Here is a 13,605-nt window from a genome sequence, read left to right as displayed (position 1 = left end):
AAAAGGGCCCTACTGCACGCGCGTTACCGGCGCACAGCATCGACCTGAAGACAACCCACGAAGTGTAACACGTTCGTGGTCGAATTGACAGTATTTTAACCTTCTAAATCAACAAGTTATGTTGACGTTTTGGGGCGCTTGAAAAGCATCCCGCGGGCTGTCGCAAAATTGACCAGCGACGCCGCCGCCGAGCTGGCAGCTACCGCCACGGCAGGCCAGCGGTGCAGCCATGGATAGAACAGCAAAATGGCCGCATAAGCAGCGTAGTTGACCACCGCGCCCACGCTCATAAGGGCGATCCAGTGGGCCCATTCGGTCGCCAGCGAGCGCCCACTGTGCCGATGCGCGAAGGTGTAGCGACGGTTCCACACCCAGGTCGCGGTGGCCGCTGCCAGAAACGACACCACGCGCGCCAGATAGGGGTTCCACTGCCCCCAGCTCACCAGTGCCTGGACTACGCCCGCATCGACCACCAGGCCGATGACGCCGCCCACACCGAAGAGCAGCACCTGTCGACGCAGACTCATTGCGCGAACATGACCTGCATGGCCTTGACGGTGGGTCGCTCGATCACGCCACGCTCAGTCACGATGGCATCGATCAGCTCGGCGGGCGTCACGTCGAACACGGGATTCCATGCATCGGCGCCGTCCACCACGGTGCGACGACCGCCAATGGCAAGCAGCTCGGCCGCATCGCGCAATTCAATGTCGATGTCTTCGCCGGACGCCGTGGCCATGTCCACTGTGGAGGACGGCGCCACCACCATGAATTTGACCCCGTGATGGCGTGCGGCGATGGCGAGTTGGTAGGTACCGATCTTATTGGCGGTATCGCCATTGGCCGCAATGCGATCGGCACCGACGATCACCCACTGCACGGCACCGGTGCGCATAAGGTGCGCTGCGGCCGAGTCGGCAATGAGCTTGGCCGGAATGCCATCGCGCACCAGTTCCCACATGGTCAGGCGCGCGCCTTGCTGCCAAGGGCGCGTTTCGCCTGCGTATACCTGTTCGATGCGACCGCTCGCCACGCCCGCGCGGATCACGCCCAGAGCGGTGCCGAAGCCGGCCGTGGCCAGCGAGCCGGTGTTGCAATGGGTGAGCACGCCCGAGTGCTGCGCGATCAAAGCCGCACCCAGCTCGCCCATATGGCGGTTCGCAGCCAGGTCTTCGTCCTGGATCGCTTGCGCTTCGCGCTCCAACCCGGCTGCGTCGGCACCCGCAGTGATGCGTGCCTTCATGCGGTCGAGTGCCCACATCAGGTTCACCGCCGTCGGGCGCGCCGCGCGCAGCGTGGCCAACGCGACATCCAGCGCCTCGCCCTTGCGGGCGGCCAGCACCACGCCCCAGGCGGCCGCAATGCCAATGGCCGGAGCGCCGCGCACTGCCAGGTCCTTGATGGCTTGCGTCACTTGGGCGCTATCGGTGCAGTCGATCCAGCGCTCTTCCTGCGGCAGCAGGCGCTGGTCGAGCAGACGCAGGTGGTCGCCTTGCCATTGCACGGCGCGGATGCGGTCGTAACGGTCGTAATCCATAAACTGTTTTGCCAAACGTTGAAAACCAAAGGCGCGGCCTATGCCGCGCCGGAAGGAGAACTCAGGGGCCCTCAGGCATCACGATCCAGAGGATCAGATAAGCCACGATGCCCGAGCCACCCAATAGGGTGAATACCACCCACAGCAGCCTCACCAAGGTGGGGTCCCAGCCAAGGTACTGGGCAATGCCGCCACATACTCCGGCAATTTTTTTGTCGCTGAGCGATCGTTGCAGGCGCTTTTCCATGACTCTCCACTCCGTCTGAAGCCGCTCAGTTTCGCGTACTGAGCCACTGATGGATAGCCGGGGGCACTTCGCGCTGGGCGCGACCGGAGACATAGATGCCGATGTGGCCGCCCTTGAAGGCTAGCTGAGTGTAATCCGTGGTGCCGACATGGCGACCTAGGGCGCGCGACGCGTCGGGCGGCACCAGGTGATCCTGCTCGGCGAAAATGTTGAGCACGGGCTGGGTGATCATGCCCAGGTCCACCGGCTTGCCCCCAATCACCACTTCGCCCTTGATCAGCTTGTTCTGCTGATAGAACTCCTTGATGAATTCGCGGAACGCCTCACCAGCCTGATCGGGTGAATCGAAGATCCAGCGCTCCATGCGCAGGAAATTGGTGAGCTCCTTGGGGTTATCCAGGATGTCCACCAAACCCACGTACTTCTGCTGATTCAGGCGCACCGGCTTGAGCGTGAGGTACACCCAGTTGAGCATCTGCGCCGGAACATTGCCCACGGTGTCCACGAACAGGTCCACGTCCATGTCGCGCGCCCAACTGGAAAGCATATTGTCGGGCGTCTGGAAATCGACCGGCGTCACCATGGTGATCAGGTTCTTTACTTTCTCGCCGTGCGTGGCCGTGTAGCACAGAGAGAACGTGCCGCCCTGGCAGATGCCCAGCAAATTGATGGCACCAACGCCGGCATGCTTGCGCACGGCATCCACGCAGCGATCGAGATAGCCGTTGATGTAGTCATCCAGCGAAAGCCAGCGATCGGCGCCGTCGGGGTAGCCCCAATCGAGCAGGTACACGTCCTCGCCCTGTTCGAGCAGGTTGCGCACCATCGAGCGATCGGCTTGCAGATCGGTCATCCACACCGTGTTGACCAATGCGTACACGATAAGCGTTGGTGTTTTGGCGGTGGGCGTGCCCTGCCCCTTCATGCGCCACAGGGAGAGCTTGTCTTCGCGATAGATGAGCTCACGCGGCGTGTTGGCATATTCGGGTTCAGGCTGGTGCGCGAGCTGCCCCATGCCAGCGCTCAGTTTGCGCTGAAAGGCCGAGATTTCGCCGAGCAGTGCGGCCGGGTCGAGACGAAACGGTGCAAACATGACGATTCCTTACTTGCGCGTGCGCGTTGCGCCGCGCACCACAGTCTTGCGAGCCGCCACCGCGGCAGCCGGCTTGCCCCGGCGCACGCTGGCCTCTTCATCTTCCACGATGCGCTTGCTGCTGCGTGCGGCCGGTTTCTTGGCCGCCGCCTTGGGCGCTTCCTCTGTCTTGCCTGCCAGCTCGCGCTTGAGCGCTGCCACTTCGGCACGGAGCGTGGCGAGTTCTTCGGCTGTCTGCGCGGAGCCGCCAGCGGCTCGCACCTCGCGGCGTAGCTCGTGCAGGCGTTTGCCGATCGCGGTGACCTCACTGCGCGTGGGCATGCCCAACTCGCGGCACAGGGCGTCGAGTTGCTGCTGCTGAAGTTGGCGCACACGGCCTTGCGCGTTGGCCATTTCGCCATACACGTGGCGAAACTCTTCGGACAAGGCAATTTGCGCGTAGGCCTCTTCCGCGCCATCCACCCACAGGTCGTAAAGTGCCTTGAGCGACTCTACGTGGCGAGAGGATTCGCCGAACTCGGTGAGCTTGGCCTGCAGGCGCTCAAAGCCCTCGGTGTTGGCCCGCTGGATCAGCATTTGATATTTGCTGGCCCAGTCCAGGTACTCGCGCATGGCCGAGGCCAGCGCCTGCTGGTGCAACTGCTGTTCACGGGTGTAGCCGAAGGCGGCCACATGCTCCAGATCGATACCGCCCAAGCCCTGTGTGCCAACCGCCTGGGTCGCCTGCCACCAGGCCTGCCATTGCTGGGCGAAGCCGCGAGCGGCGTCGCTCTCGATGCTGCCGAATGCCTGCGCGAATGGCTGGCCGCCGAGGCCGGCAAACATCTGTTGCAGCGATTGCTGCCAATCGCCCGCGCCATGCCCCAGGCCGCTGCCGGCCGCACCCTGCAGCCAGTCGCCGTAGCTCTTGAGCGCGGCCATGCTGCGCGCGAAGACATCTGCGCCAGCGCCAGGGTGCGCAGCATGGACTGCAGCGCCCATGGGGCTCACAGCGGCGGTTTGCTGCTGCAGGTAACGGGTCCAGGCATCCCAGGACTGCTGTGCCATTGCCTGGTAATCCTTCAACAAATCACTCGCCTGGTCAGCCATGCCCACATCCTCAGTACGCTCCGGGCATCCTAGCAAAAGCCTGTTGCAGCGAGCGCAAAAAGCCCATGAGTTGCGACATTTGGACATGTTGCGGCGCACGAAAAGCAAAAGCCCGACACGAGGCCGGGCTTTTGCGACTACTTTTGCCGTGAAGCTTAGGCGTTGGCGCCTTCGTCCTCGGCCACGGCCTTCATGGACAGGCGAATACGGCCCTGCTTGTCCACTTCGAGCACCTTGACCTTGACGATGTCGCCTTCCTTCAGCTTGTCCGACACCTTTTCCACGCGCTCGCTGGAGATCTGCGAGACGTGAACCAGGCCGTCCTTGCCCGGCATGATGGTGACGAATGCGCCGAAGTCCATCAGCTTGGCGACCTTGCCCTCGTAGATGCGGCCCGGCTCGACGTCGGAGACGATCTGCTCGATGCGCTTCTTCGCTTCGTCAGCCGCCAGGCGGTTGACCGAGGCGATCACGACCGTGCCGTCGTCGCTGATGTCGATGGTGGTGCCGGTCTCTTCGGTGATCGAGCGGATGGTCGCGCCACCCTTGCCGATGACCTCGCGGATCTTGTCCGGATGAATCTTGATGGTGAGCAGGCGCGGGGCGTACTCGCTCATCTCGGTGCGCGGGGTGCTGATGACCTTGGCCATTTCGCCGAGGATGTGCAGACGACCACGCTTGGCCTGTTCCAGCGCCACCTTCATGATCTCTTCGGTGATGCCGTCGATCTTGATGTCCATCTGCAGCGCGGAGATACCATCGGCGCTACCGGCCACCTTGAAGTCCATGTCGCCGAGGTGATCTTCGTCACCCAGGATGTCGGACAGCACGACGAAGTCGTTGCCTTCCTTCACGAGGCCCATGGCGATACCAGCCACCGGTGCCTTCAGCGGGATGCCTGCGTCCATCATGGCGAGCGAGGAACCGCACACCGACGCCATCGACGAGGAACCGTTGGACTCGGTGATTTCCGAGACCACGCGCACCACGTACGGGAACTCTTCCAGCGACGGCTTGACGGCCTGCACACCGCGCTTGGCGAGGCGACCATGGCCGATCTCGCGACGCTTCGGCGCGCCAAAGCGGCCGGCCTCGCCCACCGAGAACGGCGGGAAGTTGTAATGGAACAGGAAGGCGTCCTTCGACTCGCCTTCCGGCGCGTCGATGATCTGCGCGTCACGGGTGGTGCCCAGCGTGGTGACAACCAGCGCCTGGGTTTCACCACGGGTGAACAGCGCCGAGCCGTGAGTGCGCGGCAGCACGCCGACGCGGACGGTGATCGGGCGGATGTCGTCCAGGTTGCGGCCGTCGATGCGGACCTTGGTCTTCAGCACGCCGTCGCGCATGGTGCGGTATTCGAGCTCGGCGAACTCCTTCGACAGCTCGGCCTTGTCCCAGCCCTTGGCTTCGGCATCGGCCTTGAGCGACTCGATCACATCGGCCTTGATGGCGGCGATGGCGTCACGGCGCTGCAGCTTGTCACGCACCTGGAAGGCGGTCTCGAGCTGGTTGCCCACGGCGCCCGTGAGGGCGGCAACGAGCGACTCGTTGCGGGCCGGAGCCTGCCATGCCATGGACGGACGAGCTGCCTCGGTGGCGAGCTCGGCGATGGCGCGGATAGCAGTCTGCATCTGCTGGTGACCGAACACCACGGCGCCAAGCATCACGTCCTCGGACAGCAGCTGGGCTTCGGACTCCACCATGAGCACGGCATTGGCCGTACCGGCGACGACCAAGTCGAGCTTGGAGGTCTTGAGTTCCGATGCGGTCGGGTTCAGCAGGTACTTGCCGTCGACGTAACCGACGCGGGCCGCGCCGATCGGGCCCTTGAACGGGATGCCGGCGAGGCTCAGCGCGGCGGAGGCGCCCAGCATGGCCGGAATGTCACCGTCGATCTCGGGGTTCAGGGAGACGACCTGTGCGATGACCTGCACCTCGTTCTTGAACTCTTCCGGGAACAGCGGGCGCACCGGGCGATCGATCAGACGCGAGGTGAGCGTCTCCTTCTCCGTCGGACGGCCTTCGCGCTTGAAGAAGCCACCCGGGATACGACCGGCGGAATAGAACTTCTCAACGTAGTCGACGGTGAGCGGGAAGAAGTCCTGCCCTTCCTTCGCCTTGGCCGCGGCCACCACGGTGACCAGCACCACAGTGCCGCCCATGCTGACCATGACGGCACCGGAAGCCTGGCGGGCGATTTCGCCCGTCTCCAGTGTGACTTCGTGATTACCGAACTGGAATGACTTGGTTACTTTCGCCACTGTCTTTTCCTGAATTTGAAAGCGCGGCCATGAATGACCGCTTTCTGACCTTCGCGCCCACGAATGAGCGCAAAAATCAACCTTAGCGACGGAGGCCCAGACGCTCGATCAGGGACTGGTAACGAGCCAGATCACGATCCTTCAGGTAGGCCAGCAGGCGCTTGCGCTGATTGACCAGCTTGAGCAGGCCGCGACGCGAGTGGTGATCCTGCTTGTGTGCCTTGAAGTGGTCGGTCAGGTGGTCAATGCGGGCGGACAGCAGGGCGACCTGCACTTCCGGCGAACCGGTGTCGTTCGCCACGCGGCCGAAGTCAGCGATGATCTTGCCGGTCTGTTCTGCGGTAAGGGACATGGGTATCTCTTCCTAAAAAAACGGGTGCGATGCTTGCGCAACGTCACTTACATGACGTTGCGCAAGCATCGCCTAGATTGATGAAAAGTCTGGAACAAGCTCCGTATTGTAACTAGCGGAGCCCAAAGACAACAAGAGCGTCATAAAACGGAATGTTCCGTGACGACGCTAGGCAGGTTGAAGCCACGCACGATACGCAACTTGCCGCCTGCCGCCTCACCCAGAGCCAGTAGGCGTCCGTCCTGGGCAAATACGGCGAGCTGGCCGGCCAGCGCCGGATCCAGCGGAATCTGTTGGCCCTGCTGCACCGCCAGACTGCGCGCCTCATCCAGGTGCAGGGGCGGAAGGTCGGCCAGGCCGGCGGAAACGGGAAGCAAATGCGCCAACAGCGCCTCGTCGCCCTGCTCGGCTGCCGCCCGCAGCTCCTCCAGGGTCACCATGGCCGGTTCCCTGAATGGCTCTACCCATTGCCGGCGCAAGGCCGTCAGATGGGCGCCACACCCCAGGTCTTCGCCCAGGTCCACGGCCAGGCTGCGGACATAGGTACCCGAGCCGCACTCCACATAGAGTTCGAGGCGATCGTCCTGGCGGGCGAGCACCTCCAGCCGGTGGACATCCACCTCGCGGGCCGGCACGTCCACGGCCTCGCCGCGACGCGCCTTCAGGTACAGAGGCTCGCCATCGACCTTGATGGCCGAATACGCCGGCGGCACCTGGGTAATGCGCCCACGCAACTTGGCCAGCGCAGCCTCCAGGCGTTCGTCGCTGAAGGCGGGCACCGGGCGCTCCGACACCACTTCCCCCTCCAGGTCGGCGGTGGTGGTGGTGACCCCCAGGCGACACTCGGCCACATAAGCCTTGCGCGACCCGAGCAACATGCCGGCGATCTTGGTGGCCTCGCCCATGCACAGCGGCAAAAGACCGGTGGCCAACGGATCCAGCGCCCCGGTATGGCCGCCCTTTTCGGCCCGCAGCAGCTTGCGGGCCACTTGCAGGGCCTGGTTGGAACTCAGACCCAACGGCTTGTCCAACAACAGGATGCCGTGCAGGTCGCGGAAGCGACGCGCCTTCATCAGTCTTCGGCATCGTCCTCGGCCACCGCCGGAGCGGGGGGCGCATCCTGGCGCAGCAGGGTTTCTATGCGCTCGCCCTTGTCCACCGAGTCGTCGTACTTGAAGCGCAGCTCCGGCACGCGGCGCAGGCGCATGCTGCGCGACAGTGCGCGGCGGAACTCGGGCGCCAGGGCATTGAGCTCCTTGACGGCCGCGACGGACTGATCGGCCAATAGTGCCGTAACCCACACGGTGGCCATGTCCAGGTCGCGGGTGACCTCTACGTCGGACACGCTCACCGAAGGCAAGCCGTGGTCGCGCACGGCGGCGTGCACCAGCAGGCCCACCTCGCGGCGCAGTTCGGCGCCAACGCGGTCGGTCCGTTTGAAGTCGCGTGAGGGCATGGGGACTACTCCTTGCGCCGACCCGGCCAGCGGGCGGCATGCGCAACCGACGAGGGCGCCAGCTGCTGGTGACTATCAGTGAAAAGAGCCCGGGCAAACTTTTTGCCCAGGCTCCGTATCCATCCAACACAGGGTTTTCGCGCCCTCGCTACTGGCCCCGCATCTTTGGCTTACAGCGTGCGGGCAACCTCGATACGCTCGAAGCACTCGATCTGGTCGCCGACCTTCACGTCGTTGTACTGCTTCACGGCGATACCGCATTCCATGCCGTTGCGCACTTCGTCCACGAGGTCCTTGAAGCGACGCAGGGATTCCAGCTCGCCCTGGAAGACCACCGTGTTGTCGCGCAGCACGCGGATGGGTTTGCTGCGCTTGACGGTGCCCTCGATGACCATACAACCGGCCACCGCGCCGAACTTGGAGCTGCGGAACACTTCGCGCACCTGCGCCACACCGATGATCTCTTCGCGCACTTCCTTGCCCAGAAGGCCGGAAGCCGCCTGCTTCACCTGGTCGATCACGTCATAGATGATCGAGAAGTAACGCACGTCGAGGCCGGAGGTATCGATCACCTTGCGGGCCGAAGCGTCGGCACGCACGTTGAAGCCGATGACCAGTGCCTTGGACGCGGCCGCCAGGGTGGCGTCGGACTCCGTGATGCCGCCGACACCGGCTGCGATCACGTTGACCTTCACGTTTTCGTTGCCGATCGCACTGAGCGACTCGCGCAGCGCCTGCACCGAACCCTGCACGTCGGCCTTGACCAGGATGTTGAGCGTCTGCTGCTCTGCACCCTGAGCCATCTGGGCCATGATGTCCTCAAGGCGGTTGGCCTTGCTGACCATGCGGGTTTCACGGCGCTTGAGCTGACGCTCGGCGGCCACTTCACGCGCCAGACGCTCGTCGGCCACCACCACGAAGTCGTCACCCGATTCCGGCACGCCGGACAGACCCAGCACCTGCACCGGAATGGACGGGCCGGCTTCCTGCACGGTCTTGCCGTTCTCGTCGATCAGTGCGCGCATGCGACCGTATTCGATACCGCAAACCACAAAGTCGCCACGCTTGAGCGTGCCCTGCTGCACCAGCACCGTCGCCACCGGACCGCGACCGCGGTCCAGGCTGGACTCGATCACCACGCCGGAGGCCGGGCCGTCCTCAACCGCCGACAGCTCCATCACTTCGGCCTGGACCAGGATGGCGTCGAGCAGGTCGTCGATGCCCATGCCAGTCTTGGCCGAGATCGGCACGAACGGCGTGTCACCACCCCACTCTTCCGGAATCACTTCCAGGTTGCCGAGGCCCTGCTTGACGTGATCCGGATTGGCGTCGGCCTTGTCCATCTTGTTCAGCGCCACGATCAGCGGCACCTTGGCAGCACGCGCATGCTTCACGGCTTCGGCCGTCTGCGGCATGACGCCGTCGTCGGCCGCGACCACCAACACCACGATATCGGTGGACTGGGCGCCGCGGGCACGCATGGACGTAAACGCCGCGTGGCCTGGCGTATCCAGGAACGTGATGACACCCTTGGGCGTTTCCACGTGATAAGCACCGATGTGCTGCGTGATGCCACCGGCTTCACCCGACGCCACCTTGGTGCGACGGATGTAGTCGAGGGTCGAGGTCTTACCGTGATCGACGTGGCCCATGATGGTGACCACCGGCGGACGCGGCTTCCTCTCGCCGTCCAGCTCTGCGTTCTGCGTGTGGGCAGCCAGCGCGGCCTCGGCATTGTTCTCGTTGACAGCCACGGCCTTGTGGCCAAGCTCTTCCACCACGAGCACGGCAGTGTCGTGGTCGATGGTCTGGTTGATGGTAGCCATCACGCCCATCTTGAAGAGGGCCTTGACGACTTCCGCGCCCTTGACCGCCATCTTCTGGGCGAGGTCAGCGACCACGTTGGTGTCGCCCACCACCACTTCGCGCACCACCGGTGCGGTCGGGCGCGAGAATCCGTGCGGGCCACTGGCCGCAGACGGCGTACCGAAACGCGGCGCGTCGCGGTTGGGACCCTTGCCGGGCTTGCCACGCTTGTTGTTCGAACGGCGTGCACGATCGGCATCGCTCAGATGCAGTTCGCCGCCAGCGAAACGCTTGCCACCGGCCACGTCGTCGCGCTCACGACCGTGACGAGCCTTGTTGCGGCTATCGCCGGCGCCGTTGGCCGCAGCAGCTGCCGGTGCGGGCGCAGGCGCGGGAGCCGGCGCAGGCGCGGGCGGCGCAACCACTTTCTTCTCGCGACGACGCGGCTCATGGATACGCGGCAGGATCATGCCCAGCGAGCTGTGATCGAGCTTCTGCACCGCAGCCTCGACCGGCGCGGCCGTTGCGGGTGCGGCCTTCTCGACCGGCTCGGCGCTGACAGGCTGCTCGACGGCCTGGCGCGACTGCTCGGCGACGACAGAGGCCTGACGTTCTTCCTGTTCCTTAGCACGCGCAGCAGCGGCATCAGCTTCTGCCTGCTGGCGGCGCTGTTCTTCTTCAGCTTCTCGCTGACGCTGGGCCTCTTCGGCACGCGCCTGAGCAGCCTCTTCCTGGCGCCGGCGCTCGATTTCCTGGCGCTCGTGCTCTTCGTGTTCGCGCTGCTGCTGGGATTCCTGCAGGCGGCGCACGGCCTCTTCGCGCTCGGCGTCGCCACCGGCTTCCTCGGCAATCACGCTGCGCTTGACGTAGGTGCGCTTGGCGCGCACTTCCACGTTCACCGTCTTGGCACCACCGGTGGCGCCACGGCCACCCGGCGTGGACAGCTTCAGCTCGCCGCGCGTGCTGCGCTTCAAGGTGATCTGGCGCGGCGAGTCGGATTCGCCCTCGGCAGGCGCTTCCTTGCCGTGGCTACGGCGCAGAAAGCCCAGCAGCTTCATTTTTTCCGTGCTGCTGATGATCTGCTCAGGGTCCGAGAAGGGCATGCCTGCCTGACTCAGCTGCGAGAGCAGCTTGTCGACGGGCACCTTCATGCTCTGGGCCAGTTGTTTGATCGTTTCACCGGACATCGTGTTCTTTCTCCGCCGTTCCCGCGCTTATCGTCCGTGCGTACAAGTCGCACGGCCACCGCCATCCCTGGTGGAGAGCCCATTAGAGAGGCTCTCCTCGGCGCGCCCATCCGGGGCGCTGCCGCCCGCGGTCAGCCACCCTTCTCCAGGCGCGCGATCATCGGCGCGCGCGCCGCCATGATCAGCGCCGCAGCGCGATCCTCGTCCATGCCTTCGATATCGATCAGGTCGTCGACCGCGAGGTCGGCCAGATCATCCACCGAGACGATTTCACGAGCGGCCAGCGTGTACGCGGTCGCTTCGTCCATACCCGGCAAGTGCAGGAGTTCATCGGACGGCGCATGCTCGTCGATGCTCTCTTCCACGGCCAACGCCTCAGTGAGCAGCGCATCGCGGGCGCGGGCGCGGAGTTCTTCGACGATGTCTTCGTCGAAGCCTTCCACGGCCAACAGCTCGGCGCTGGGCACATAGGCGATTTCTTCCACGCTGGAGAAGCCTTCCTGCACGAGGATATTGGCGATCTCCTGGTCCACTTCCAGCTTGTCCATGAACAGCTGGCGAGCGGATTCCTGCTCGGCCTCGCTCTTGGCGGCGACCTGATCCTGCGTCATCACATTGAGCTGCCAACCGGTCAGCTTGCTGGCGAGGCGCACGTTCTGGCCACCGCGCCCGATGGCCTGGGACAGCTTGTCCTCGGCCACGGCGATGTCCATGGAGTGCTTTTCTTCGTCCATGATGATGGACTGCACTTCCGCCGGCGCCATCGCATTGATGACGTACTGGGCCTGGTTTTCGTGCCACAGGATGATGTCCACGCGCTCACCGTTGAGCTCGTTGGACACGGCCTGCACGCGCGAACCGCGCATGCCGATGCAGGCGCCGATGGGATCGGTGCGCGAATCGTGCGCGACCACGGCGATCTTGGCGCGGTCACCCGGGTCGCGGGCGCAGCCCTTGATCTCGACCAGGCCCTGACCCACCTCTGGCACTTCGAGCTTGAACAGCTCGATCATGAACTCCGGTGCCGCACGCGATACGAACAGCTGCGGGCCACGCGCTTCGGAGCGCACTTCGTAGAGGTAGCCACGCACGCGGTCACCCACGCGGGCCGACTCGCGCGGAATGGTCCGGTCGCGCGGAATGAAGGCCTCGGCGTTGCCGCCCAGGTCCAGATAGACATTGCCGCGCTCGACGCGCTTGACGATACCGGTGACCAGCTCGCCCACGCGCTCGCGGAACGCATCGACCACCTGCATGCGCTCGGCTTCGCGCACGCGCTGCACGATCACCTGCTTGGCGGCCTGTGCGGCGATACGGCCGAATTCGGCGTTCTCGATCTGCTGCTCGATGTATTCGCCAACCTCGGCGCCTTCACGCTCGTCCACGGCATCCATCAGGCGAACCTGGTGGAACGGCGACTCCATCTCGCCGTCGTCGGCGATGATTTCCCAGCGACGGAAGGTCTCGTAGTCGCCGCTGTGACGATCGATGACCACACGGATATCCGGATCTTCATCCGGATAGCGCTTCTTGGCCGCGGACGCGAGCGCCGCTTCCATCGCCTGGAAAATCACTTCACGCGGCACGCCCTTTTCATTGGCAACCGCGTCAACCACCAGCAAAAGTTCTTTGCTCATTGCAGCAACTCCGTAGACGCCGCCGGCGCCGTATCGGTTTCGATTGATTTACTTCGAAGACTTCTTGCCCGGCGACTTGCCGGGCGCCTTGCCCGGCTTGGGCTGCGGCACGTAACCGAGCGCCACCCAGTCGGGCACCACGCGCGCGCTTTCCACCGCGTCGTGGCCAAACGTGAACGTCTTGCCTTCGGCCTCCAGCGAGATTTGCTCGCCTTCCACCGAGATCACCTTGCCGCGCAGGCGGCGGCGCCCTTCAAGCGGCGCCTTGAGCAGAATCTTTACCTCGCCACCCGTGAACTTGGCGAACTGTGCGGCCGTGAACAGCGGGCGGTCGATGCCCGGCGAAGACACTTCCAGCACATAGTGCCCAGGAATCGGGTCTTCCACGTCCAGCATCGCCGACAACTCGCGACTAGCCGACTCGCAATCGTCGAGGGTGACTTCGCGGCCTTCCGTATCCAGATAAACCCGAAGGGTACTCTGCCCTTGCGACGGGGAGAACTCCACGCCGATGCATTCCAGCCCCAAATCGGCCAGAACCTCGGAAAAACGTTGAGCCAGTGCCTGCGTATCCATCATTCGCCTACCGTTACCAGTCGCCAGAAACAAAAAATGGGCTCAAGCGGCCCATTCCCTTCCCTCGCCGATGTCCCGACTCATACAGACTCTTCCCGGGGCACCTTCGCGAAGCCGACAGTGAAGCGGCGTACAAAGCATGTGCGACGCATCCTTGCGCCCAACAAAAAAGCCTCACGAGGAGGCTTTCTTGTTCTAAGAAAGATCTGGTAGCGGGGGTAGGATTCGAACCTACGACCTTCGGGTTATGAGCCCGACGAGCTGCCAGACTGCTCCACCCCGCATCAGAGTCCAGAAATATTAGCGAGATGGCCGAATTCTTGCAAGCCTTTTCGCTAAAAAATTTCACAAATCTTACCAACGC

12 protein-coding genes and 1 tRNA gene are annotated in these 13,605 nt (G+C 64.0%); all 13 read right to left on the bottom strand.

The window, feature by feature from the left end; translation table 11 throughout:
* Nucleotides 1-116 precede the first annotated feature (116 nt).
* The 13 genes from AC3G2C_RS03215 to AC3G2C_RS03155 all read right to left on the bottom strand — a co-directional run bounded on the left by AC3G2C_RS03215 (nucleotide 117) and on the right by AC3G2C_RS03155 (nucleotide 13,525).
* Entirely contained in the window at nucleotides 117-527 is a 411-nt protein-coding gene (locus AC3G2C_RS03215) for a GtrA family protein (RefSeq protein ID WP_488383148.1), read from the bottom strand.
* Nucleotides 524-1,537, bottom strand: a complete 1,014-nt coding sequence (gene mtnA / locus AC3G2C_RS03210) for an S-methyl-5-thioribose-1-phosphate isomerase (protein WP_488383147.1) — start codon at nucleotides 1,535-1,537, stop codon at nucleotides 524-526. The genes AC3G2C_RS03215 and mtnA overlap by 4 nt, the downstream gene beginning before the upstream one ends.
* A gap of 61 nt (nucleotides 1,538-1,598) precedes the next feature.
* Nucleotides 1,599-1,784: a PspC domain-containing protein gene (locus tag AC3G2C_RS03205; RefSeq protein ID WP_488383146.1), complete on the bottom strand. Its 186-nt coding sequence runs from the start codon at nucleotides 1,782-1,784 to the stop codon at nucleotides 1,599-1,601.
* A gap of 25 nt (nucleotides 1,785-1,809) precedes the next feature.
* On the bottom strand, nucleotides 1,810-2,877 hold the full coding sequence (gene phaC, locus AC3G2C_RS03200) for a class III poly(R)-hydroxyalkanoic acid synthase subunit PhaC (protein ID WP_488383145.1): 1,068 nt from the start codon (nucleotides 2,875-2,877) through the stop codon (nucleotides 1,810-1,812).
* 9 nt (nucleotides 2,878-2,886) lie between these two features.
* The gene (locus tag AC3G2C_RS03195; protein ID WP_488383144.1) at nucleotides 2,887-3,966 is read right to left on the bottom strand and encodes a poly(R)-hydroxyalkanoic acid synthase subunit PhaE; all 1,080 of its coding nucleotides are present in this window, start codon (nucleotides 3,964-3,966) and stop codon (nucleotides 2,887-2,889) included.
* Nucleotides 3,967-4,121: 155 nt separating this feature from the next.
* On the bottom strand, nucleotides 4,122-6,227 hold the full coding sequence (gene pnp, locus AC3G2C_RS03190; protein ID WP_488383143.1) for a polyribonucleotide nucleotidyltransferase: 2,106 nt from the start codon (nucleotides 6,225-6,227) through the stop codon (nucleotides 4,122-4,124).
* An 82-nt stretch (nucleotides 6,228-6,309) separates the two neighbouring features.
* Entirely contained in the window at nucleotides 6,310-6,579 is a 270-nt protein-coding gene (gene rpsO / locus AC3G2C_RS03185; RefSeq protein ID WP_114241220.1) for a 30S ribosomal protein S15, read from the bottom strand.
* Between the two features lie 140 nt (nucleotides 6,580-6,719).
* Nucleotides 6,720-7,652 (bottom strand): tRNA pseudouridine(55) synthase TruB, encoded by a 933-nt coding sequence (gene truB / locus AC3G2C_RS03180; RefSeq protein ID WP_488383142.1) that lies wholly within the window; start codon nucleotides 7,650-7,652, stop codon nucleotides 6,720-6,722.
* Nucleotides 7,652-8,035 carry a 30S ribosome-binding factor RbfA gene (gene rbfA, locus AC3G2C_RS03175; protein WP_488383141.1) on the bottom strand — a complete coding sequence of 128 codons (384 nt, stop codon included), beginning with the start codon at nucleotides 8,033-8,035 and terminating at the stop codon, nucleotides 7,652-7,654. Before rbfA ends, truB begins: the two co-directional genes overlap by 1 nt.
* Nucleotides 8,036-8,205: 170 nt before the next feature.
* Nucleotides 8,206-11,028: a translation initiation factor IF-2 gene (gene infB / locus AC3G2C_RS03170; RefSeq protein ID WP_488383140.1), complete on the bottom strand. Its 2,823-nt coding sequence runs from the start codon at nucleotides 11,026-11,028 to the stop codon at nucleotides 8,206-8,208.
* 131 nt (nucleotides 11,029-11,159) lie between these two features.
* On the bottom strand, nucleotides 11,160-12,665 hold the full coding sequence (gene nusA, locus AC3G2C_RS03165) for a transcription termination factor NusA (RefSeq protein WP_488383139.1): 1,506 nt from the start codon (nucleotides 12,663-12,665) through the stop codon (nucleotides 11,160-11,162).
* A gap of 48 nt (nucleotides 12,666-12,713) precedes the next feature.
* Nucleotides 12,714-13,241: a ribosome maturation factor RimP gene (locus AC3G2C_RS03160; protein WP_488383221.1), complete on the bottom strand. Its 528-nt coding sequence runs from the start codon at nucleotides 13,239-13,241 to the stop codon at nucleotides 12,714-12,716.
* Between the two features lie 207 nt (nucleotides 13,242-13,448).
* Nucleotides 13,449-13,525 (bottom strand) — tRNA-Met (locus AC3G2C_RS03155).
* Nucleotides 13,526-13,605: the final 80 nt, after the last annotated feature.

This window comes from Frateuria sp. sgz306004 (assembly GCF_057750885.1).
This window is presented reverse-complemented; position numbering and strand designations above follow the sequence as displayed.

Bases quoted from the DNA above. Each gene is read 5' to 3' on its own strand.
- rpsO (WP_114241220.1), bottom strand. From the start codon at position 6,579: ATGTCCCTTACCGCAGAACAGACCGGCAAGATCATCGCTGACTTCGGC.
- truB (WP_488383142.1), bottom strand. From the start codon at position 7,652: ATGAAGGCGCGTCGCTTCCGCGACCTGCACGGCATCCTGTTGTTGGAC.
- rbfA (WP_488383141.1), bottom strand. From the start codon at position 8,035: ATGCCCTCACGCGACTTCAAACGGACCGACCGCGTTGGCGCCGAACTG.
- AC3G2C_RS03205 (WP_488383146.1), bottom strand. From the start codon at position 1,784: ATGGAAAAGCGCCTGCAACGATCGCTCAGCGACAAAAAAATTGCCGGA.
- mtnA (WP_488383147.1), bottom strand. From the start codon at position 1,537: ATGGATTACGACCGTTACGACCGCATCCGCGCCGTGCAATGGCAAGGC.
- nusA (WP_488383139.1), bottom strand. From the start codon at position 12,665: ATGAGCAAAGAACTTTTGCTGGTGGTTGACGCGGTTGCCAATGAAAAG.
- phaC (WP_488383145.1), bottom strand. From the start codon at position 2,877: ATGTTTGCACCGTTTCGTCTCGACCCGGCCGCACTGCTCGGCGAAATC.
- infB (WP_488383140.1), bottom strand. From the start codon at position 11,028: ATGTCCGGTGAAACGATCAAACAACTGGCCCAGAGCATGAAGGTGCCC.
- AC3G2C_RS03195 (WP_488383144.1), bottom strand. From the start codon at position 3,966: ATGGCTGACCAGGCGAGTGATTTGTTGAAGGATTACCAGGCAATGGCA.
- AC3G2C_RS03215 (WP_488383148.1), bottom strand. From the start codon at position 527: ATGAGTCTGCGTCGACAGGTGCTGCTCTTCGGTGTGGGCGGCGTCATC.
- AC3G2C_RS03160 (WP_488383221.1), bottom strand. From the start codon at position 13,241: ATGGATACGCAGGCACTGGCTCAACGTTTTTCCGAGGTTCTGGCCGAT.